20 protein-coding genes and 1 pseudogene are annotated in these 21,074 nt (G+C 67.3%); 11 read left to right on the plus strand and 10 right to left on the minus strand.

Features of this window, described 5'->3' with window-relative positions; genetic code table 11:
- Positions 1–88: 88 nt before the first annotated feature.
- Together E1261_RS27835 and E1261_RS27840 are read right to left on the minus strand one after the other, a co-directional pair.
- A complete protein-coding gene (locus E1261_RS27835; RefSeq protein WP_132411599.1) occupies positions 89–1,183 on the minus strand; it encodes a serine hydrolase domain-containing protein in 1,095 nt (364 codons plus the stop codon).
- Positions 1,183–1,566, minus strand: a complete 384-nt coding sequence (locus E1261_RS27840; RefSeq protein ID WP_132411601.1) for a DUF1398 family protein — start codon at positions 1,564–1,566, stop codon at positions 1,183–1,185. The genes E1261_RS27835 and E1261_RS27840 overlap by 1 nt, the downstream gene beginning before the upstream one ends.
- A 195-nt stretch (positions 1,567–1,761) precedes the next feature.
- Here E1261_RS27840 and E1261_RS27845 point away from each other — a divergent pair, with 195 nt between their 5' ends.
- Positions 1,762–2,541, plus strand: a complete 780-nt coding sequence (locus tag E1261_RS27845) for a poly-gamma-glutamate hydrolase family protein (RefSeq protein ID WP_132411603.1) — start codon at positions 1,762–1,764, stop codon at positions 2,539–2,541.
- Here the strand turns inward: E1261_RS27845 and E1261_RS27850 are convergent.
- The 4 genes from E1261_RS27850 to E1261_RS27865 form a co-directional block, all read right to left on the minus strand.
- Positions 2,534–3,049: a GNAT family N-acetyltransferase gene (locus E1261_RS27850; RefSeq protein ID WP_202875086.1), complete on the minus strand. Its 516-nt coding sequence runs from the start codon at positions 3,047–3,049 to the stop codon at positions 2,534–2,536. The genes E1261_RS27845 and E1261_RS27850 overlap by 8 nt on opposite strands.
- A 51-nt stretch (positions 3,050–3,100) precedes the next feature.
- A complete protein-coding gene (locus E1261_RS27855; protein WP_132411605.1) occupies positions 3,101–4,576 on the minus strand; it encodes an ATP-binding protein in 1,476 nt (491 codons plus the stop codon).
- The gene (locus E1261_RS27860; protein WP_132411607.1) at positions 4,576–6,237 is read right to left on the minus strand and encodes an NAD(P)/FAD-dependent oxidoreductase; all 1,662 of its coding nucleotides are present in this window, start codon (positions 6,235–6,237) and stop codon (positions 4,576–4,578) included. The genes E1261_RS27855 and E1261_RS27860 overlap by 1 nt, the downstream gene beginning before the upstream one ends.
- A gap of 113 nt (positions 6,238–6,350) precedes the next feature.
- Positions 6,351–8,129: a chitinase gene (locus E1261_RS27865; protein ID WP_132411609.1), complete on the minus strand. Its 1,779-nt coding sequence runs from the start codon at positions 8,127–8,129 to the stop codon at positions 6,351–6,353.
- A gap of 123 nt (positions 8,130–8,252) precedes the next feature.
- Here E1261_RS27865 and E1261_RS27870 point away from each other — a divergent pair, with 123 nt between their 5' ends.
- The gene (locus E1261_RS27870) at positions 8,253–9,032 is read left to right on the plus strand and encodes a class I SAM-dependent methyltransferase (protein WP_132411611.1); all 780 of its coding nucleotides are present in this window, start codon (positions 8,253–8,255) and stop codon (positions 9,030–9,032) included.
- 4 nt (positions 9,033–9,036) lie between these two features.
- On the opposite strand, the gene E1261_RS46075 is transcribed toward E1261_RS27870, so the two are convergent.
- Positions 9,037–9,435 (minus strand): hypothetical protein, encoded by a 399-nt coding sequence (locus E1261_RS46075; RefSeq protein ID WP_202875088.1) that lies wholly within the window; start codon positions 9,433–9,435, stop codon positions 9,037–9,039.
- A gap of 226 nt (positions 9,436–9,661) precedes the next feature.
- On the opposite strand from E1261_RS46075, the gene E1261_RS27880 reads away from it, so the two are divergent.
- The 3 genes from E1261_RS27880 to ligD are packed head-to-tail and all read left to right on the plus strand — an operon-like array spanning position 9,662 to position 13,032.
- Complete coding sequence (locus E1261_RS27880; RefSeq protein WP_132411613.1) at positions 9,662–10,900, plus strand: helix-turn-helix domain-containing protein; 1,239 nt, start codon at positions 9,662–9,664, stop codon at positions 10,898–10,900.
- 1 nt (position 10,901) lies between these two features.
- A complete protein-coding gene (locus E1261_RS27885) occupies positions 10,902–12,023 on the plus strand; it encodes a branched-chain amino acid aminotransferase (RefSeq protein ID WP_420814030.1) in 1,122 nt (373 codons plus the stop codon).
- A 40-nt stretch (positions 12,024–12,063) separates the two neighbouring features.
- Positions 12,064–13,032 (plus strand): non-homologous end-joining DNA ligase, encoded by a 969-nt coding sequence (gene ligD / locus E1261_RS27890; RefSeq protein ID WP_132411617.1) that lies wholly within the window; start codon positions 12,064–12,066, stop codon positions 13,030–13,032.
- A 1,098-nt stretch (positions 13,033–14,130) separates the two neighbouring features.
- Here the strand turns inward: ligD and E1261_RS27895 are convergent.
- Positions 14,131–14,745: a TetR/AcrR family transcriptional regulator gene (locus tag E1261_RS27895; protein ID WP_132411619.1), complete on the minus strand. Its 615-nt coding sequence runs from the start codon at positions 14,743–14,745 to the stop codon at positions 14,131–14,133.
- Positions 14,746–14,828: 83 nt separating this feature from the next.
- Between E1261_RS27895 and E1261_RS27900 the strand changes: the two genes are divergently transcribed.
- Positions 14,829–16,205, plus strand: coding sequence for an FAD-dependent monooxygenase (locus E1261_RS27900; RefSeq protein ID WP_132411621.1), 1,377 nt, complete (start codon positions 14,829–14,831; stop codon positions 16,203–16,205).
- Here the strand turns inward: E1261_RS27900 and E1261_RS27905 are convergent.
- Entirely contained in the window at positions 16,177–16,587 is a 411-nt protein-coding gene (locus E1261_RS27905; protein WP_132411623.1) for a hypothetical protein, read from the minus strand. The genes E1261_RS27900 and E1261_RS27905 overlap by 29 nt on opposite strands.
- 250 nt (positions 16,588–16,837) lie before the next feature.
- A complete protein-coding gene (locus E1261_RS27910; protein WP_238176472.1) occupies positions 16,838–17,905 on the minus strand; it encodes a substrate-binding domain-containing protein in 1,068 nt (355 codons plus the stop codon).
- 100 nt (positions 17,906–18,005) lie between these two features.
- On the opposite strand from E1261_RS27910, the gene E1261_RS27915 reads away from it, so the two are divergent.
- The 5 genes and pseudogenes from E1261_RS27915 to ureC form a co-directional block, all read left to right on the plus strand.
- Positions 18,006–18,401 carry a MarR family winged helix-turn-helix transcriptional regulator gene (locus tag E1261_RS27915; RefSeq protein WP_132411625.1) on the plus strand — a complete coding sequence of 132 codons (396 nt, stop codon included), beginning with the start codon at positions 18,006–18,008 and terminating at the stop codon, positions 18,399–18,401.
- A gap of 103 nt (positions 18,402–18,504) precedes the next feature.
- Entirely contained in the window at positions 18,505–20,148 is a 1,644-nt protein-coding gene (locus E1261_RS27920) for a purine-cytosine permease family protein (protein ID WP_132411627.1), read from the plus strand.
- Positions 20,145–20,447: an urease subunit gamma gene (locus tag E1261_RS27925; protein WP_132411629.1), complete on the plus strand. Its 303-nt coding sequence runs from the start codon at positions 20,145–20,147 to the stop codon at positions 20,445–20,447. The genes E1261_RS27920 and E1261_RS27925 overlap by 4 nt, the downstream gene beginning before the upstream one ends.
- A 10-nt stretch (positions 20,448–20,457) precedes the next feature.
- Entirely contained in the window at positions 20,458–20,832 is a 375-nt protein-coding gene (gene ureB / locus E1261_RS27930) for an urease subunit beta (RefSeq protein ID WP_132411631.1), read from the plus strand.
- Positions 20,825–21,074 (plus strand): annotated as a pseudogene (gene ureC, locus E1261_RS27935) (urease subunit alpha); the annotation flags it as partial. The gene ureB and the pseudogene ureC, both read left to right, overlap by 8 nt.

The raw sequence follows: 21,074 nt of genomic DNA on the forward strand, positions 1-21,074 counted from the left end.
CAGCCGCCTGGATGTGCGGTCGCGCCCCTCGGCCGTCGCATTCGCGGTAGCTCGGCGTTGTCGCCCCGACGGAACGCCGAGCGGACGTCTAGCTCGAAGCCCACGCACCGACCGTATTCGCGAACGTAGCGATCGTTGCGGGCGACGGCGGCAGCACCTGCGTCATCAGTACGGCGCCAAGTCCAGCCTCGGGATACGAGTACCACAGGGTCCCCAGCCCACCACCCCATCCGTACCGCGTTCCATCGACCTGTACGCCGTACCCCCATCCCCCGCCGTCGAGGAAGATCTGCGCCGACGCCCCGGAGCGCTGCTCGGCAGTCAGCTGATCGGAGACCATCGCCGCCGCGAGGTCCGGCCGCAGCAGCTCGCCGTTCAGCATCGCGGACACGAAGCGAAGGTAGCCACCAGCAGTCGAGACCAGCCCACCACCGGCGTACGGGAAGACCGGCGGCGTCAACCAGTCGCTGCTCGCCGCATCGTCAAACACGTCAGTCCCCACGAAACTCTGTACCAGCCGATTCCGTGCCTGCGAAGGCACCACGAACCCGGAGTCACTCATCCCCAGCGGCTCGAACAACCGCTGCCGGAACAGCTCCGGCAGCTCGATCCCGCTGGCCCGAGAGAGCAGCACTCCGAGTACGCCGTACGCCAGCTCGTACCGCCAATGCCGTCCGGGCTGTTCCATCAGCGGCAACTCACCGAACCGCGCGATCCATCGATCCGGATCAAGCGTCACCAACGAAGGCTTAGGCGGTCCGAGCCCCAACCCACCAGCCGCCTCAGCGACCGGACACGACTCCACCTCGAAGGCGAACCCGAACCCGAGCCGCATCACCAGCAGATCCTCAACAGTCGGCGACTGCTCCGCCGGCACCGTGTCATCGATCGGCCCGTCGAGCCGCCGTACGACGCGCTGCCCAGCGAGCTCCGGCAACCACCGCTCGATCGGATCCTGAAGCCCCAGCACCCCAGCCTCAACCAGCTGCAACGTCAACACCGCAGCCAACGGCTTCGTCATCGAACTGATCCGAAACACCGCATCACTCGTGAGCGCCACACCACCCGGCCCATCGGTCCCAGCCGCCACCACCCACTGCTCGCGACCATCAGTGACACCCACAACAGCCCCAGGCACTTCACCAGATGCAACCAGCCGATCCGCCAACCCCTGCAGGTCCATCACACTGACTCCGACAACAGCACAGTCCCCGCACGGTCGTAGTACGTCATCGTCAGCTCCATGGTGTCCAACGTCCACTTGTCCACGCCGGCCTCGGCCAGTCCGCGCGACATCTCGACATACGAGGTCACTCCCGTCTCGTGCAGGCGCAACTGCTCGACGAACGCCTCCTTGTCACTGGTCGCGGCGACCTCGAAGACCTCATGGGTCGGCTCAGTCACGACCTCGTAGCCGTCCGCGCCGTGGTGCACTGTGTGCCCGTCGGTCAGATAGGAAACGCTCGCCAGCACCCCGATCGCCCGAAGCGCCAGCAGATAGTCCTTCAGCGTCGACGCGTTCCCGAGCCGGTCATGAATCTCGTTGGTCTGCTCCAAGGTGAACATGCCGACATCATGTCGCGAAGAACACGTAGTAGTCGTCTACGTATATGCCCGGCTGAGCGTGAGCCCGGCAGCACCACCTCCGAATCGGCCCGCACCACGTGTCCTTACCGACGCGACACGCCGCGCGCGGCTCGCTGACCGGCGGGCTGCCGCAGAGTGGACGGCGTGCAGAGCTCACGACGCGGTTTTCTGGGGATGGCAGTTGTGGCAGCGGTCGCGGCCCGGACGACGACAGCTTCGGCTGCCGTCACGGCAGATCACTACCCGTCCAACACCGCCTTGTACGCCGATCCCGGGCTGGCCGAGGGAGTCGACTACGCACGGCGGTTCCGGCGGCATGGGTGGTTCGACGACGACCTGACCCAGCGGATCGGCGTACAGCGGACGGTGATCCTGGCTCCGCACGGCGGTGGGATCGAGACCGGTACGTCGGAGTTGTGCCTGGCGATCGCGGGTTACCACCCCGCGGACCTAGCGACCAGTGGGCAGGTGCACGACTACTGGATGTTCGAAGGTCTGCGCAGCTCCGGCAACGGCGAACTGCATGTCACGTCCGCGAACTGCGACGACCACGTCGCGCGTTCCCTGGCCGCCGGCTCACTCAACGCGATCGGCCTGCACGGCTGCAAGGAGTCCCAGGCCGGGCTCCCCGACGGTACTCAGGCCGTGCTCGTCGGCGGCCGCAGCACCGCGCTCAAGTCGCGGCTCATCACGAGACTGAGCGCTGCCGGCGTACGGGCGATCGATGCGGTCAACGTTCCCGATCTGAACGGCGACGACCCGGACAACATCGCCAACCGCACCCTGCTCGGCAAAGGCGCGCAGCTCGAAATCACCACGGCCCTGCGGCTGGCAATGTTCGGCACCAACACCCGCGCCGACCGCAAGAACACCACGAAGCCGACCTTCTGGAGCTTCGTCAACGCCACCCGCGCAGCGATCGCAGACCTCGAAGCCACCCAGCCGATCACTTGACCGGCAGCTCGAACAGCAACTCCAGCCCGTCCTCGTCGTCCCACTGATCGCCCACCTGCACGAACCCGAACTTCGCCACCGTCGCCAGCGACCCCACGTTGTCCGGACTGATCGACGCCCGCACCACCCGTACGGCGGGCTCACGGGCAGCCCGATCGAGCAGGGCCTGGAGCATCGCGGTCGCATAACCCTGCCGCTGGTACGCCGGATCGACCGTGTACCCGACCTCCACCATGCCCACCTCGTCCGGCGGCCCGTGGAAGCCGGTGTACCCGACCACCGCACCATCCGGCTCGTTGACCACGATCCGCGCGATCCAGGGCGCGGCCTCTGGTTCCACCTCAAGCTGTTTGAGCCGGTAGCCCCACAGCCACTTCGCGCGGTCCTCGACGAACAACGCTCCGAGCTCAACCCCGGTCAAGGCCCGGGCTGTCACCAGATCTCCCGCGAGCAAGGCCTCCATCGCCGCGGGCGGCAGCTCCACCAACCGAATCTTCTGAGTCGCCATAGCGTCGATCATCCGGCTGGTCTGATAGGCCTGTCCACGGGATATCCGGGGTCAGGAGACGAGGTCGCCCTGGGCCTGGATCTCGGCTTCGGGGTCGACCGGGAGGACGATCGTGAACCAGGTCTCGCCGGGCTTGGAGTCCACCCGGAGATCACCGTGGTGCTTCTTCACGACGATGCGCCAGGAGATGTCGAGCCCCAGGCCGGTGCCTTCGCCGATCGGCTTGGTGGTGAAGAACGGCTCGAAGATGCGGGTCTTGATGTCGGCCGGGATCCCCGGTCCGGTGTCACCGATCTCGACGACGACGTACTGACCGTCGCGCCGGGTCCTCAGCGTCAACGTGCCCGACCCGTTCATCGCCTGGACGGCGTTGTCGATGATGTTCGTCCAGACCTGGTTCAGCTCCGCGGCGTACGCCGGGATCTGCGGCAGCTCGGGGTCGAACTCCTTCACGACCGTCAGGCCCTCAAGCTTGCCCGACATCATCACCAGCGTCGACTTCAGCAGCTCGCGCAGATCAACGATCTGGTACGGCGCTCTGTCGATCTGCGAGTACTGCTTGGCCGCCCCGACCAGCGTGGAGATCCGCGTGACCGAATCATCGATCTCGTTCATCAGGGACTCGGTGTCGATCGTGTACATCAGCCAGCGGACCGCACCTTCGAGGTACTCATCGCCGACGGCGGAACGCACACCCTCCATCCAAGCTGCGTCCAAACCGACCGCCGCGAGCACGGGGGCGACATCCCAGCTGTCGCGGACACCGTGGTCGTCGAGCCAGTCCGACAACTCGTCCTCGGCGTCGCTCTGCTCCATCACCGACATGTCGCGCGCCTTGGCCACGCGCTCGACCGCGTCCTCCTGGATGGCGACGATCTTGTGCAGCTTGGTCGCGTCGAGCGTCCCGTCGGCGAGCATCGCCAGCTTGTGCCGCATGCCGGCCACGCGCTGCCGCAGAGTTGCCGCGGCCCGGACCGCGGCCGCGGCCGGGTTGTTCAGCTCGTGGGTCAGCCCCGCGGACAGCGAACCGAGGGCCAGCAGCCGCTCACGCTGGCCGATGGTCTCGTTGCTGCGGCGCGTACCCATCACGAAGCCCTCGATCAGGTGCATGGCCATCGGGAACCACGTGCTGATCATGCTGGCCATCGTCTGAGCGTCGATCACATAGAAGTCCGACGGCTCCAGGACGTACATCGAGGCGTTGTAGGTGTTGCTCTCGTTGTCGCCGAAGAAGGCGTTGTAGGCGCCGGCGTAGACACCGCGCTGGGAGGTGCGATTGGTCTCCACCTCTTCGCCCTGAATCAGCTTGCACATCCGCAGCGAGCCGGACAGCAACATGAAGCAGCAGGTCGCCTCGGCGCCCTCCTGGAAGACCCGGCCTTCCTCGACGTGGGTGACATACCCCTCGCGGGCGATCCAGTCGAGCTGCTCGTCGGACAGCGCCTCGAACAGGAACAGTGTGCGCAGCTCGTCCCGCGACATCCGGCGCAGTTCACCGGCGTCGGCCGCATTCTCGGACACAGTCATCAGAGCATCTCCAGGTATCGGTGCACCAAGGTCACGGCCATCGCGCCGTCACCGACTGCCGAGGCGACCCGCTTGACGGACTCGGCCCGCACGTCCCCGGCCGCGAAGACGCCGGGCATGCTCGTCTCCAGGTGATAGGGGTCGCGGTCCAGCGCCCAGCCCGGTGGCCGTCCGCGCAGATCCGGTCCGGTCAGCACGAAGCCTCGCTCGTCGCGCAACAGGTCGCCGGGCAGCCAGTCCGTCCGCGGGGCCGCACCGATGAACACGAACATCCACTCCGTGTCCACCTCCCGGCTCTCCCCGGTCGCGCTGTTGATCAGCGTCACGCGCTCCAAGTGTTCCGAACCCTTGCAGGAGACCACCTGCGTACAGGTGTGCACCTCGATGTTGTCGATGCCGGCGATCTGATCGATCAGGTACGACGACATGGTCGCCACGAGTGAGGGACCTCTGACCAGCATATGCACGCGGGAAGCGTGTTTCGAGAAATAGACCGCAGCCTGACCGGCGGAGTTCGCCCCGCCGACGATGTAGACGTCCTGGCCGGCACAGCTCGGCCCCTCGGTGGTGGCCGCGCCGTAATAGATTCCCCGGCCGCACAGGTCGTCCATACCGGGTGCATCGAGCTGCCGGTACGCGACACCGGTGGCCAGGATGACGGAGTGCGCAGAGATCTCACTGCCGTCGGAGAACTTGAGCCGCCGCGCCGATCCGAGCGTCTCCAGCCCCACCACCTGCCGGGCCGTCAGCAGCTCAGCGCCGAACCGCACTGCCTGTCGCCGCGCCCGGTCCGTCAGCTGAGCCCCGGACACTCCGTCCGGGAAGCCCAGGTAGTTCTCGATGCGGCTCGACTGACCAGCCTGACCACCAGTGGCGACCTGCTCGACCAGAACAGTCCGCAGCCCCTCACTGGCGCCGTACACAGCCGCACCGAGGCCAGCGGGTCCGCCACCGACCACTACAAGGTCGTAGAACTCCTCGGTCGGGTGCGTTGCCAGTCCGACCTTGTCAGCCAGCTCAGCTTCACTGGGCGCAACCAGTACGACGCCGTCCGGCGTGATGATGACGGGCAGCGTGCCGCCGTCCACACCGGCGGCTTCGAGCAGCCGCTGACTCTCGTCGTCGTCCACACCGAGCCACTGGTACGGCACGGCGTTGCGCGCCAGGAAGTCACGGGCGGCGAATGAGGGTGCGGACCAGCGGTGACCGATGACCCGGGTCTCGTCGGACGACACCGCCGGTGTCGACTTCCAGAGCTCCAGCATCGAGTCGACCACCGGGTAGAGCTTCTCCTCCGGCGGGTTCCACGGTTTGAGCAGGTAGTGGTCGAGGTCGACCACGTTGATCGCCTGGATCGCGGCATCCGTGTCGGCGTACGCCGTCAGCAGGACCCGGCGGGCCAGCGGGTAGAGATCCATCGCGGCCTCGAGGAACTCGATGCCGGACATCTGCGGCATCCGGTAGTCGGCCAGCAGCAGCGCCACCTGCTCGCCCCGGAGTTTGAGCTCCTTCAGGGCCTCCATGGCCTGGGCCGGTGTCTCAGCCCGAACAATGCGGTTTTCCTCGGCATACCGCCGACGGAGGTCACGAGCGATGGACCGGGAAACGCCCGGGTCGTCGTCCACGGTGAGGATCACCGGGCGGGAAGTCGACGCTGTCATGTCTCATTGATACCAGCGAAAACCCACAAATGAGGATCGGTTGTCCACAGGCCCCGGTTCGGCCTGCGGGGGCGGGGCGCGGACCGAACCAGGGACTGGGCCTACAGCCGCCGTTATGGGAGGGCGGCGAGGAACGGGGCGTGGCTGTTCCGGAACTCCCAGTTGTAGTACTTGTCCCAGTTGATCGACCAGGTCATCAGCCCGCGGAACGCCGGTGAGGTCCCGCCGCGTAGCGAGTAGCCACCGCAGCTCTGTCCCTTGACCAGGCAGTTGACCGCTGTCTGCACGTCCGTGGGAGAGGTGTAGCCGTTGCCTGCACTGGTCGCGGCCGGCACGCCGAAGGCGATCTGGTCCTCACGCAGCCCTGGGAAGGTCTGTCCGGTGGTCCCGACCGGGAAGCCGGCCTTGATCATGTCGGTCATCGCGATGTGGAAGTCTGCGCCGCCCATGGTGTGGTGCTGGTTGTCCAGCCCCATCACCGGACCCGAGTTGTAGTCCTGGACGTGCAGAACCGTCAGTGCGTCCCGCAGCGCGTGAATCACCGGCAGGTAGGAGCCCCTGCGGTTGTCACCACCGTTCGTGCCCGGACCGTAGAACTGGTAGCCGATCTGCACGAAGAACGTCTCCGGCGCCATCGTCAGCACGAACTTGGCGCCGTACTTGGCCTTGAGTGTTTTGAGTGCGGAGATCAGGTTCACCACGACCGGTGTGGTCGGGTTGCGGAAGTCGGTGTCGTTGGCGTTCAGATAGAGCGAGTGGCCCTCGAAGTCGACGTCCAGCCCGTCCAGACCCCAGCGGTCGATGATCGCGCTCACCGAGTTCACGAACGCGTCCCGGGCACCTGCGGTGGTCAGCTGGACCTGTCCGTTCTGTCCGCCGATCGAGAGCAGCACCTTCTTGCCTGCGGCCTGTTTGGCCTTGATAGCGGCCAGGAAGTCCGCATCGCTCTCGACACTCGGGCACTCGCTCGCAGGGCAGCGGTTGAACCGGATGTCGCCGGAGGTGACCGAGGTCGGCTCCCCGAAGGACAGGTTGATGATGTTCCACTCAGTCGGTACGTCGGACATCCGCACGTACCCGGAGCCGTTGGCGAAACTCGCATGCAGGTAGCCGATCAGCGCATGCTTCGGCAGCCCGGTGTTGGTGCACCCAGTGGTGGTGGCCGAGGCACCTGGCGTTTTCGCCGACTCCCCGGTGCTGTTGTACGCGGCAACGGTGTAGGTGTGGCTGGTGCACGCACCGAGCCCGCTGACGGTGGCCGTCGTACCGGTGACTGTCTGGACCACAGCCGATCCCTCATAGACCCGGTAGCCCGTGACAGTGCCGGTCGAGGCGCCCCAGCTCAGTCCGATCGCATTGTTCGTCGTACTGGTCACTGACGGCGTCCCGGGGACACCCGGTCCACCTGGGTTCGGGTTGCCGCCCGGTCCGTCCAGGTTGATGTCATCAGCCTGGTACGCCGGTTGGCCGTACCAACCGTGGACGTAGATCTGAACGGATGTCTGGCTGGCGCCCGTGGTGAACGAGAGGCTCAGCTGGGTGTAGCTCGTGGCCGATGGCGTCCACGTGGAGGAGCCCCCGGTGACTCCCAGATAGACGTAGGAACCGCGCACCCACCCGGACAGCGAGTACGTCGTACTGGGGAGAACCGTGACTGTCTGGCTGCACTGGGCGAAGTCGGAACTGGACACCGCACCGTTGAGCGCGAAGCCCCCACTACGCACCGGACTGCTGACGACCGACCCACCCGAACAGCTCCAGCCGCTCAGTGAGCCGCTCTCGAAACCCGGATTGGTCAAGATGTTCGCCGCCTGCGCGGTTTGGGCGCCGCCGACGAGTACTAAGAGCAATCCGACGACGACAGCGAGGGACCGTGAACGCCAGGAACGCATGGTGGACCTCCCGGGGGCGGTTGGGGTGCATTTAGTAGAGAGGCTTAATAACTCCGGGGTCAAGCGCGGACTGTGACGGATTGCCGCCCCTGTCCGATCTCCGCCAGGGCTACGGTGTCCTCCATGAGTGACATCGACTGGGGACAGGGCACTTACGAGTCGACTGCTGCCGATCTGGCGCCGGCCGCGCGCGAGCTGGTCGCGGCGGCCCGGATCCAACCGGGGGAACATGTCGTCGACGTCGGCGCCGGCACGGGGAACGCGGCACTGCTGGCCGCGGACCTTGGTGCGCGGGTGACGGCTGTCGAGCCGGCGGACCGACTGCGGGCGGTGATCCAGGCAAATACGGGCGACCGCGACGTCACGTCGGTGAACGGCACCGCTGCCGCCATCCCACTGCCCGATGCGTCGGTGGACGTCCTGCTGTCGAACTTCGCCGTGATCTTCGCTCCCGACCCGCAAGCAGCCGCAGCTGAGTTCGCCAGGGTCGCCACACCGACCGGCCGGGTCCTGCTGACCAGCTGGGTGCCTGGCGGCTTCGACGAGGTGATCGGCATCCTGGTGCGCACGGTGCGCGAGGTCACCGGCTCCGGCGAAGCCATGGAAGGCCGCATCGACTGGCACGACCCCAAGGCCTTGTCGGAGCTGTTTGCCCCGTTCGGCTTCGAGGTCTCCGCCACAGTGCACGAGCTGAGCTTCCGCGCCTCCTCCGCAGCGGAGTACTGGAGCACTCGGATGGCCCAGCATCCGCTCGGAGTCGCGACCTTCCCCTTGCTGGAGAAGGCCGGCCGGTTGGAGGAGGTCCGCGGCCTCGTCCTGGAGAAGATCGCCGAGAAGTGGACCCACCCGGGAGGTGGGATCGAGCTCCCGGCTCGCTACCTGCTGGCCGTGGCCGCTCGCTGACGTATTACGGCCCACAGCTGAGGCACGGCCACACCTGACCACACCGCGCACAGAGTCCGTCGAGGCCAGGCGCCGGCAACCACACCACGGCCGGCGGCTGGTCAGCTCGGCGCGCCGAGCCTCGGGGCTTGGCACCGGGCTGCGCAATGGTGTCATCCACGAGTGGCGCCTCCGCGTCGGTCGACCAGTGCAGCAGAGTGCGACCGTCGGTGGCGTGCACGGCGAGGAGCGCTTCCATGCCGTCCCAACTGGAGGTGCTCGCCCAGGGGCCACGCCACCGCAGCGCGACGGAGCCGTCGGACCACTCCACACCCTCGGCCAGCGTGCCCGTCCCCCGGAGCCCGGATGCGTCGGCATGCCGCACCAGCCGAAAGAGCCGAGCCTGCCGCCGCATCGTGTCCATGCCCACAAGGATTGCCCACCTGCGACCTGCCCCACCAGGTGTGAGCAGTGGGCTCCCCGAACAGCCCACACCCCAACACAGCCCAACAAAACAAGGAGAAGCCGCCCACCGGCCCAGCACCAACGCTTTTGTCGGAGGGGCCTTGTAGGTTCGCGGCACGCACCGCAACCACCAGGCGTACCAGTGAGCGGGCCGGAGGGCCCGCACCACGAACGGGGGCGATCCTGTGACCGAGACCCGAACCGAAACCGAAACCCGAGCAGCACCCGGCGGGGCGGCGTTCGGCCCGCAGTTGCGTCAGTGCAGGCAGGCGGCCGGCTTGAGCCTTCGCCAACTCGCCGGCCGCGTCGGATACGACCACAGCTACCTGTCCCAGGTGGAGCGCGGCCAACGCCCGGGATCGGCCGATCTGGCGCGCCGCTGCGACGGCGAGCTCGGCACCGGCGGCCGACTGGCCGAAGCCTGGACGCCCACGAAGGCCCGCACCGGCACCTCCGCAGGCCGGCCGGATTCTCTGGACACCGCCTGGCAGCAACTGGCGTCCGCGTTTCCGAGTGCCTTCCGCACTGCGCCTTCGGCTGTGCTTTCGGAAGGGCCCGTTGCCCTCCCGTGCCTTCCCGCGGCGTGGCGGCTGCCTGCGCTGGTGAGTGAGCTGAGCGCACCGCAGACCGGCAACCGTGCGGCGCACGAAGCCCGGCAGGTTGAGCTCAGCCTGTCGATCGCGGAGACCCTCACCGCGTGCGGGAGGGCCGGCGAGGCCAGGCGCTGGTGGTGGGCTGCCCGCCAGTTGGCAGACGCGCTCGGCGAGCCCGGGCTTCGCAGTCTCGCCCGCAGTCGCGAGGCCACCAGCGGGCTTTCCGAGGGCTGCGCACCAGTGCAGCTTCTGGAGCTGGCCGACGAAGCCCTGGCGCTTGCCCTGCAAGAGCCGCGCCACCCCGGCCCGGTGCTGAGGGCCCGGGCGGCGCGGGCACGCGTCCTCGCCGAGCTCGGTCGGGTCGTCGAGGCTCACGAGCTCCTGCCGGAGGTGCTCAGCCACGCCAATGAGTTGCCCTCGGCAAGCACCGGCGGCCCCGCGCCGTACGAGGTGCATGTGGTGGAGGGCAGTGTCTGCGCGAGCCTCGGCTATTGGACGGCGGGCTGTCTGATGTTCGCGCGGGCGCTGGAGCTCTGCCCTGACGAGCGATTGGAGGAGCGCGCCCTGCTCGAGCTGGGCATGGCCGAGTGCTTTGCCGGTGGCGGCCAAGGCGCAGCGGCGTTGGCGACCGCATTGCGCGTGCTGATCGAGCTACCGGACGAGTGGCACACCACCTATCTGTATGCCGCTGCGGAGCGAGTTCTGATCGGCGTTCGCCGGTGCGCACCGGCGCTGACGGGCCTGCACGACCTCGAGCTTCTGGTGGCTCGGCGCGGGCGGGTCGGCCGCACTGTGGGCAGCGAGTCGTCCTGGGGCCGCAGTCGGGAGTAGCGTGCCGGGGGTGACTGCACAAACGACGGCGAGTGACGTGTGGGACTTCGCAGTGGAGCTGCGGAGTGATCCGGCGAGTGCTGAAGCACGGGAGGCCGTCTTGGCCTCCCCGACCTTCGGTCTGACGTTCACCGACCACATGGTGATGGCGAACTGGACAGTCGACCGTGGTTGGCACGACCCGAAGGTGACTGCGTATGCACCACTGCGCGTGAGCCCGGCCGCCGCCGTACTGCACTATTCACAGGAGATCTTCGAAGGCCTGAAGGCGTACCGGCATGCCGACGGATCGGTGTGGGCGTTTCGGCCCGAGCGCAATGCCGCCCGGTTCACTGCGAGCGCACAGCGGCTCGCGCTGCCGCAGGTGCCCGAGGACGCGTTCGTTGGCGCACTGCGCGCGCTGGTGACTGTGGACGAGGTGTGGGTGCCGTCGGCCACCGATGGTGAGACCAGCCTGTACCTGCGGCCGTACATGATCGCCACCGAGGCCGCTCTGAGCGTGCGGCCGGCTCACGAGGTGCTGTTCGGTGTCATCGCGTCCCCGGCCGGCCCGTACTTCGACACCGGCCCCCGGCCCGTCTCGATCTGGCTGACCACCTCTACAGTCCGCGCGACGCCGGGCGGCACGGGAGCGGCCAAGACCGGCAGCAACTACGCCGCCAGCCTCGTCGGCCTGGCCGAGGCGACCGCCAACGGTTGCGAGCAGGTCGCCTTCGTCGAGGCCATCGAGCGCAAGTGGCTCGAGGAGATCGGCAGCATGAACATGTTCTTCGTGTACGCCGACGGCCGGATCGTCACCCCCGAGTTGTCCGGCTCGATCCTGGCCGGCGTCACCCGCGCTTCCGTTCTCGAGTTGGCAGCTGACCTCGGGCACAAGGTCGAGGAGCGCCGGATCTCCGCCGACGAGTGGAAGGACGGCGTCCGGTCCGGCGAGATCACCGAGGTCTTCGCCTCCGGCACCGCAGCCGTCATCACGCCGATCGGCCGCCTGGCGTGGCCCGACGGCGATCTGACCATCAGCGAGGACACCGGCCCGGTCACCTCCGCGATCCGCGCGGCACTGCTCGACATTCAGTACGGCCGAGTGCCCGACACGCGCGGTTGGCTGACGCGACTGGCGTAGTACATGGCCGTTTGTCTGTGGGTGCGGTTAGGTTGATCGCATGGCCAAGGAGAAGTCTCCGGCGATCGAGCTGGAGGTCGGCGAGCGGACGGTCCGGGTCTCGAACCCGGACCGGGTGTACTTCCCGGCGCGCGGTGAGACCAAGCTCGACCTGGTCAAGTACTACCTGTCCGTGGGTGACGGCATCGTCCGGGCGCTGCGGGAGCGGCCGTGCATGATGCACCGGTTCCCGTCCGGGGTCTCCGGCGACAAGGTGCATCAGAAGCGGCTGCCGCATGGCGCGCCACCGTGGATGGAGACCGTGCAGGTCAAGTTCCCGCGGTACAACCGGACCGCGGACGAGCTGTGCGTCACCGAGATCGCCCACGTGGCCTGGGCCGTGCAGATGTCGACCGTCGAGTTCCACCCGTGGAACTCACGCCGTGCCGACACCGAGAAGCCCGACGAGTGGCGGATCGACCTCGACCCGATGCCGGACTGCCCGTTCGACCGGGTCCGCAGTGTCGCGCACGTCGTCCATGAAGTGCTGGACGAGCTCGACATGGAGGGCTACCCGAAGACGTCCGGCGGTTCCGGGATCCACATCTACGTCCGGGTCGAGCCGGAGTACGGATTCTCCGACGTACGACGGGCTGCGCTGGCCTTCGCGCGCGAGGTCGAGCGGCGCGCGCCCGACGACGTCACCACCACCTGGTGGCGCAAGGACCGCGACCCCAAGAAGCTCTTCGTCGACTACAACCAGAACGCCCGCGACCACACCATCGCCAGCGCCTACTCGGTCCGCGGCAACCCCGAAGCCACCGTGTCCACTCCCATCCACTGGGACGAGATCGACACGGTAGACCCCAAGTCCTTCACCATCGCCACCGTCCCGCAACGCTTCGCCGACCTGGGCGACCTGCACGCCTCGATCGACGACAAGTCCCACTCCCTCACCCCGCTGCTGGAGTGGGCCGACCGCGACGAACGCGAAGGCGCCGAAGAACCACCTCCGCCTCCGGAGGACTGATCGTCCTGCTGTAGTTGCTGTGGCCAGGGCCAGTTGCTTGGCTGCGATGCGGCCGACCTCGTACGGTGTTTGGTTGCTCGCCGCTGCGGCCGATTGACAGTTGGAGGGTGGCTGGGGCCCCGCGCGGGGCTGAAGGGGACGGTTCGGCCGGTGACCGCGCTGAGCGTTGCCTGGGCTTCGGGCTGTGGTTGCGGTCAGTGACCACGAGGCCTGAAAAGTGACCCTTCGCGGTGGGTTCAGGGCGCAGGTCAGGTCGCTTGGGCGCTGCGCGCTCCCGACCGCCGGTCACGTCGTTATACGTGACTTTTTCGGCGTATAGACCCGAAAAAGTCACGCATAGCGCGAGTGACGCAGATGGCGACCAGGAGTTACTACCCAGCGGAGATTTTGAACCTCAGCCATAGCCCGGAGGCTCAAGCGGCGGGCACGCGGTCACCGGCCGAACCATCCCCCTCAGCCACGCGCCGGGCCTCGCCACCCGCCACCGTAGATCGGCCACAGCGGCGAGCGACCAAGCGCCGTACCGGACCCACCCGCCCCGCCGTACCGCCTGGCCCGTTCCGGCTGCCAGCTGCCAGCTGCCAGCTGCCGGCTGCGGCTGCGGCCTGCGGCTGCGGCTGCGGCTGCGGCCATTTCAACGGATCTCCCCTGAACTGGCCCCTTCTCCGGGCTCCCCTCAAATTTTGGCTAGAGAACCGGCAATTCCAGGGGATCTCCCCTCAAATTGCCGGAGAGGGGGAGGGAGCGGAGGGACGGGCCGTGGGCGGAGGGACGGCGGCGGACGGGCGGTGGACGGTGCGGTGGGCCTGGGGCGTTCCGGCTGCCGACCGCCGACTGCCGACCGCCAACTGCCGACTGCCGACTGCCGACTGTTTCAACGGATCTCCCCTGAAGCCGCATCCGCCGCCGAAGCGCAGCGAGTACCGGAGTGCAGGGCAACTGGGCTTCGTCCGCGAGAGGCGAGGCAATTTGTTGCTGAGCGACAAAAGGGGTTCGACACAACGCAGCGGACCGCCCGCACTGACCAACCGCCTCGCGGGCCTCGATCGGCAGCGCGGGCAGGCGGGGACTCCGCGGCGTACGGGAGGTTGGTCAGTGTCAGCGGTCCGCGGTGCCGGCCAGGCCGTGGTGGAGGAGGTCGGTGAGGAGGTCGATGGCTGCGTCGGGCTTGATGGTTTGGCCGTTGGCGGGGTTGACGACCAGCCAGGTGTAGGCGAAGCCTTCCATCAGGGCGTTCATGGCCGTGATCACCGCGGCGGGGTCGGCCGGCGGGTTGGGGAGCCGGTCCAGGTGGCCGACCATGTGGGCGTCGTCGTCGGCCATGATCGTCTGCAGGCGGCGACCCAGTTCGGGGTCGAGCATGGCGGCCTGTTTCACCGCGATCATCTCCGGCAGGTGGTCCTGGTAGAACTGCCAGAACATCGCGACGTGCCAGCGGATCGCCGATCGCTTCCTGAAGTCGTCGTCGTGCCCGGAGATGTCCAGCACTCGCTGATCCGCGGCCGCGAGCATGTCCTTCAGCAGCGCCTCGAGCAGCTCTTCCTTGCTCGCGAAATGGTTGTAGAACGACCCCGTCGCGCGACCGGCGGCCGCGGTGATGTCGGTGATCTTCGTGTTCAGGTATCCGCGCGCGGCGAACACCTCCCGGGCCGCCTGCTTCAGCGCAGCCTCGGTCCCTGCCGCCCGTTCCCGGCGGCTCGCGGTCTCCGTCACGCCCACCTCCTTGACATCGCACTCTAGCGAGATTCATAGTGAATCCAGATTCAGTGAATCACAATTCACCCAAGGAGACCATCATGACCGTACTCATCGCAGGTGCCGGCCCGACCGGCCTCACCCTGGCGATCGACCTCGCCCGCCGCGGCCTCGCCGTTCGCATCATCGACAAGGCCACCGAATTCTTCGAGGGATCCCGCGGTGACGGCCTGCAGCCGCGCACCCTGGAGGTGTTCGACGACCTCGGCATCGTCGACGAAGTCATCCGCCAAGGCATCGATGGATCGACCGTCCACATCCATCTCGACGGCATCGAGGTCGAACAGCGCCGGATGCGTGAGCACGTCGAGCCCACGCCGGACGTGCCCTACCCGAACGGGCGGATGCTCCCGCAGTCCCACACCGAGGAAATCCTCCGCGCAAAACTTGCCGAGTACGGCGTCCAGGTCGAACTGGACACGGCCATCGTCGGGTTCACCCAGGACACGACCGGGGTCGTCGCCGAACTGTCGACCGGCGAGACCGTTCAGGCGACGTACCTGGTCGGTGCCGACGGCGGCGGCAGCTTCGTTCGCAAGCACCTCGGGATCGCGTTCGAAGGGACGACCGACGACTCGATCAAGGTGCTGATCGGCGACGTGGCGGCCGATGGGCTCGACCACGACAAGTCGTACTGGTTCGCCAAGCGGGACAACCCGATGGAGGGCATCGTGCTGATGCCGTTGGCCGGCCGCGACCAGTTCCAGCTGGCGTCACCGATCGTCGAGGAACACCGCGAGCCGACTCTCGAGGTCCTCCAGGACCTGATGGACACGTACGCCGGCCCCGGTTTCGCCAAGCTGCGCGATCTGACCTGGGTCACCGTCTGGCGCCCGAACGTCCGGCTCGCCGAACGCTTCCGCGTCGGCCGGGTCTTCATCGCCGGCGACGCCGCCCACGTGCACCCGCCGACCGGCGGGCAGGGCCTGAACACCGGCGTACAGGACGCGTACAACCTCGGCTGGAAACTCGCCGACGGCCGCGAGGAGATCCTCGCGACCTACGAGACCGAACGCCGGACCAACGCGGCCCGCGTCCTCGGCATCAGCGAGGACCTGATGCAGAAGCACCTCGACGGCGACGAGTCCGCGTTGGAGCGCGGGGAGAACACCCGGCAACTCGACATCTCCTACCGCTCACCGTCCGACAACAGCGTCATTGCCTCGGGTGACCGGGCCCCGGACGCGCCGTTGGTCGATGCCTCCGGCAACAACCTGCGCTTGTTCGACCTGCTCCGCGGCCCACACTTCACGCTGCTGCGCTTCACCCCGACCACGCCATCGACCGGAGTGCACACAGTGGACGTCGTACGGCGGGACGCGTCGGACGGGAACTACGCGTCGCCGGCGGCGTTCGTCCACTTCCACGCCAAGGACGGTGACGAGATCCTCATTCGCCCGGACGGATATCTCGCCTAGTCCGCCGGGCGAGGACCTGGACTGCCTTCGAGTTCGGCAGGATCCGTTCCTCCGCGTCCGCCGGCACTCCCCCGCCCCTGGGATCCTCGGGCGCACCGACCCACTGGCGAACTGCCTCGGCCGGCGACATGCCCTTGTCCCTCGCTCGTTTCAACCGCCCGCGCCAGGTGCCTCCGGCGTCGAAGCCGGTCGCACCCATCCCGTGCCGAGGAATGAAACCAGCCGTGTCGTCCTCGGTAGACAGCCCAGCCCATAGGTAGCCCAGGAGCTCCCCCTCGAGCGTCACTGGGTACCAGCAGACTGGGGTCTTCGACACTGCGAAGAACTCGGTCCGCTCGAGCGTCCAGGGACTGAGGTCGCCGAATTCGGTGGGCCGTCCCATAGGCGGTATGTCGGACAAGGCCTCTCCAGTCAGGCGATCTGTTCCTGGATCTTGAGCTCGAGGCCGTCTGCGTCGGCCAGGTAGATGTCTTGGCCGACGAGATTAGCATCGGAACGACAGGAGGTAGTCGTGTGCGCATACGGCACCGCAAGCGGGAGAGCCGCCGCCCGAGGGCCATCGCATACGTATACGTCCTGTCGTTGCGCGGATCGGCCGCGCGCGCAGCCACCCCGAGTCGGGGCGGCGGACCCTAGCTGGTGTGGGCGATTTGCTCCTGGATGGTGAATTGGAGGCCGTCGGCGGCGGCTAGGTAGACGTCCTGGTCGACCAGGTTGCCGTCGAGCCGCATCAGTCCGCGTGGGCTGTCGTAGAAGTGGCCGCTGGGCAGCGCGGCGACCGAGCCGATATCGATCGACCCCGCGACCTCTCCGAGGCGGGCCAGGAAGCGGATGGCCTCGTAGCAGGACTCGCCCACCGCATTCAACGCCGGTGCGAACGGTCCGAACCGCGCGTAGTAGGTCCGCTCGAACTCACCGCTCTCCACGGTGTGCATCCCATCGAAGTACGCCGCCGCCGCGAACAACCCGTCGTTGGCTCCGGCACCGGCGCCGAGGAGCGTGTTCTCCTCGATCGCCGGGCTGAGCCGGAGCAGCCGATCACTCAACCCCGCCCGGGCGAACTGACGGTTGAAGTGCACCGCGTCCTGCCCCATCAGCAGCATGATCACTCCGTCGGCCGGGGTCGTCCGCAGCTCATCCAGTACGCCGCGGAAGTCCGACGTACCGAGTGGGACGTAGGCCGAATGGACGATCTCGGAACCCTTGTCCTGCAAGGCTTCCCGGGCCACCGAGCCGGTCACCCGGGGGTAGACATAATCGTTGCCCACGACAACCCAGCGTCGCGCTCCGTGGTGCTCGCGGAGCCAGGCCGCGGCCGGCAGCAACTGGTTCACCGGACGCTCGCCCAGCAGGAAGACTCCGGGCGTATCGTCACCGCCTTCGTGCATCGCGGCGAACGCATACACGACCCGCCCCCGGATCCGTCGCGCCAGCGCAACCCGGACCGCCGAGATGTGCCAGCCCGCGACCGCGTCGACGCGGCCGCTGTCCACGAGCCGGCCGACCTCCTCCGCAACCACCTCGGCCGGGCGGCCGGCATCGACGTACACGAGCTCGATCTGCCGGCCGGCGATGCCGTTGCGGGCGTTGAGTTGCTCGACGGCGAGTTGGCCGCAGGCCAGGCAGGAGGGTCCGTAGAGGCCGGTCGGTCCTTGCTGCGGTACGACGAAGGCGATCGAGACCACGTCGGTACGTCGCACTGTCGCCTCCTCCGCTCGTGGTCAGCCCAGTGTTACCGAATCGGAGGCGGATCTACGAGCTAGCGGCTATATTTCCCAGCACGTAGACCGAGGGGGTGCCGTGCCGACCAGCCTGTTGTTGCAGCTCAAGCGCGCCGAGCGCCGGATCGAGCTCGGCCTGCAGGAGCTCCTCGACGAGTTCGAGCTGACCATCGAGCAGTGGCGGATCATGGCCGCGCTGCACGAAGAACCGGGCCAGCCGATGTCGGTGCTGGCGGAGGCCGCCGTACTGCCTGCCGCCAGTCTGACGCGGCACGTGGACAAACTCGTCGAGCGCGGTCTAATCCTGCGCCGGGTCCACGCGACCGACAAACGCCGGATCGTGGCCGCGCTGTCGCCGGTCGGATCCACGGTCGCGACGCGGGTGAGCGCCGTACAGCGGGAACTCGAGGCCGACCTCGCGGATTACTTCCAGATGGAAATACACGAACGTAGCGGATCGGCAACACAGCGGTAACACGCGCTTCCTAGGTTCCTTCCATTCGGGTGCATCGCCCGCCGGCAGCGTCGCCGGCCCGCCGGAGCACCACTCGCCCGAAGGTGCCGCCAGGAGTTCCGCCATGTCTGTTGAACCCTCGCTCGACCAGCGCACCCCCGCTGAACCGACCCAATCCGCCGCGACCCGCGAGACGCTCGAGGACTACACGCTGCGGTTCGCGCCGCGCAGCTACCGCCGCTGGTCGACCGGCGTCGTCGGCGTCTCGGCGCTCGGCGGCATCGCCTACCTGGCCGACTTCGCGATCGGCGCGAACATCGGCATCGCGTACGGGACCACCAATGCGCTGTGGGGTATCGGCATCTTCGCGGTGGTGATCTTCGCGACCGGCCTGCCGCTCGCGTACTACGCCGCCCGGTACAACATCGACCTCGACCTGATCACCCGCGGCAGCGGCTTCGGGTACTACGGCTCGGTCGTCACCAACGTGATCTTCGCGTCGTTCACGTTCATCTTCTTCGCGCTCGAAGGCTCGATCATGGCGCAGGGGTTGCAGCTGGGGCTCGGAATACCACTGTGGCTCGGGTACGCCGTGTCCACGCTGGTGATCTTCCCGCTGGTGATCTACGGGATGAAGGTGCTGTCGACGCTGCAGGTCTGGACCACGCCGCTCTGGCTGGTCCTGATGGTGCTGCCGTTCGTGTATCTCGTGGTCTCGCACCCGGAGTCGGTCTCGAGCTTCCTCGACTACGGTCCGGACGCGAACTTCGGCTCGATGCTGCTCGCGGCCGGTGTCTGCCTGTCGCTGATCGCGCAGATCGCCGAGCAGATCGACTACCTGCGCTTCATGCCACCGAAGACCCCCGAGAACTCGCGCCGCTGGTGGACCTCCGTACTGCTCGCCGGACCGGGCTGGGTGATCTTCGGTGCGCTGAAGCAGGTGATCGGGTTGTTCCTGGCGGTCTACGTCATCGCGCAGGTCTCCGACGGGGCGGCGATCGCGAACCAGCCGGTGCATCAGTTCCTGGAGATCTACCGCGGGTTCCTGCCGGGGTGGCTCGCGATGACGCTGGCCGTCGTACTGGTCGTGATCAGCCAGGTGAAGATCAACGTGACGAATGCGTACTCAGGTTCACTCGCATGGACCAACTCGTACACAAGGTTGACTCGTCATTACCCAGGTCGACTCGTCTTCCTGGCGATCAACCTGTTGATCGCGCTGGTGCTGATGGAGGCGAACATGTTCGACTTCCTCAACACCATCCTCGGCTTCTACGCGAACTGCGGGATCGCGTGGATCGTGGTCGTTGCCTCCGACATCGTCTTCAACAAGTACCTGCTGAAGCTGTCACCGCTGCACCCCGAATTCCGCCGCGGCATGCTGTACGCCGTCAACCCGGTCGGGTTCGTTTCGATGGGCGTCGCGGCCGGGGTGTCGATCCTGGTGTTCTTCGGTGGACTCGGCGACGGGATCAAGCCGTACTCCCCGCTGGTCGCGATCGGGCTCGCGCTCGTCCTGCCGCCGGTGCTCGCCGTACTGACTCGCGGGAAGTACTACCTGCGCCGTACCGACGACGGCCTCGACCTGCCCATGTACGACGAGCACGGCAACCCGTCCGGCGACGTACTGACGTGTCACGTGTGTCGCCAGGACTATGAGCGCCCGGACATGGCCGCCTGCCAGACTCACAGTGCGGCAGTTTGTTCCTTGTGTCTGAGCACGGACAAGGTCGCTGACCACGTCCTGCCAGCTACGGTGAAGTCGTGAACTTCAGTCCCTCCGACGTCGAGAAGTTGCTGCTCTCCGTGGCCGGCATGGTCGCTCGCGACCGGCTGGCCCGGGGAGTGCTCCTCAACCACCCCGAAGCCGTCGCACTCCTGAGTACCTGGGTCATCGAACGAGCCCGCGAAGGCGCCGCCGTCGCCGACCTCATGCACACCGGCCGCGAGGTTCTCACCCGCGACCAGGTCATGCCCGGCGTCGCCGATCTTCTCCACGACGTCCAGATCGAAGCCACCTTCCCGGACGGCCGCAAGCTCGTGACTATCCACAGCCCGATAATTTAAGGCGGCCGCGATGACAGAGCCGAGTAGACTTAGTCAGGAAGAGCAGGGGACGCACACAGCCGCAGTCGCCCCGGCCGATGCACCCGGAGCGATCCGCGTCCGACCGGGCACCATCGTTCTCAACGCCGACCGCACTCCCGAAGAGCGCGTGCGACTGGTAATCGTGAACACCGGCGACCGCCCGGTCCAGATCGGCTCCCACTTGCACCTCCCCGACGCCAACACCGCCCTGGCCTTCGACCGCGAAGCCGCCGCCGGCTTCCGCCTCGACATCCCCTCCGGTACGTCGCAACGCTTCGAACCAGGCGCGTCCCGCGAGGTAAACCTCGTCGCGCTCCGGGGAGCCCGCCTCGTGCCCGGGATCCAGGTGAAGCGGCATGGTTGAGATTTCTCGAGCCGCGTACGCCGCTTTGTATGGGCCGACTGTGGGGGATCAGGTTCGGTTGGGTGATACCGACCTGTGGATCGAGGTGGAGGAGGACCGGACTGTCGGCGGTGAGGAGGTTGTGTTCGGGGGCGGGAAATCCATCCGCGAGTCGATGGCTCAGGGGACGGCTACTCGGGCTGAGGGGGCGCCGGACACGGTCATCACGAACGTGGTGGTGCTGGACTGGTGGGGGATCGTTC

The sequence above is a fragment of the Kribbella albertanoniae genome, assembly GCF_004348455.1.
GTDB classification, from domain to species: Bacteria; Actinomycetota; Actinomycetes; order Propionibacteriales; family Kribbellaceae; genus Kribbella; species Kribbella albertanoniae.